Here is a 632-nt window from a genome sequence, read left to right as displayed (position 1 = left end):
CGCCAGTGCAGCAGTGTTCTTGACCTGCGAATCACGGAATTGAGCGACGGCGGCGCGATAGGCCTTGAGCGAGTCGGTGGCCTGCTGCAGGTTGGCGATGTGCTGCTCTGGCACGCGGGTCGGCAGGCTTTCGAGGTTTTTCAGGGCGTTGTCGATGGCGGTCAGCGCCGGTTGCTCGGCATCGGCCTTGCCGCTGTAGGTGTAGCCGCGCACCTGATAGCGCGCCTGCTGCAACAGTTTGCTGAGTTCGATCACCGCGTTGTATTGGGCGACGCTGTCGCCTTGCAGCAGCGCACTTTCGACTTCGCCGACCTTGGCCACGGCGTTGTCGGCATTGGCGCCAAGCTTGCTCCGCGCATCTTCACGCTGGACGGTGGCCTGGGTCATTTCGCCGAAGGCGCGTTTGTATTCGGCGACCGCAGCAAGCTGTTGATCGACCATCGCCACATCGGATGGCTGCCCGACCATGCCGCGTGCCGATTGCAGACCGCTTTCGAGTTTGCTGAGCAATTCATTGACCGCGCCCGGACCCTGTTCATCACGACGCATGTCGTAGTCCATGCGCGCCAGGCGCAGGTCTTTGGTCAGCTCATTGAGGCTGGAAATGAAGCCGAGCTTGTCGCCACGGCTGA

General features: G+C 62.2%; 1 protein-coding gene. It reads right to left on the bottom strand.

Annotated features, from left to right (window positions below; translation table 11 throughout):
• Positions 1–632 (bottom strand): methyl-accepting chemotaxis protein (locus tag J5M56_RS23815; RefSeq protein WP_207937921.1); only part of this gene is annotated, 632 nt, incomplete at both ends.

The sequence above is a fragment of the Pseudomonas sp. 51_B genome, from assembly GCF_017491595.1.
Taxonomy (GTDB): Bacteria; Pseudomonadota; Gammaproteobacteria; order Pseudomonadales; family Pseudomonadaceae; genus Aquipseudomonas; species Aquipseudomonas promysalinigenes.
The sequence above is the reverse complement of the archived record's forward strand: the minus strand, read 5'-3'. Positions and strand labels throughout refer to the sequence as shown.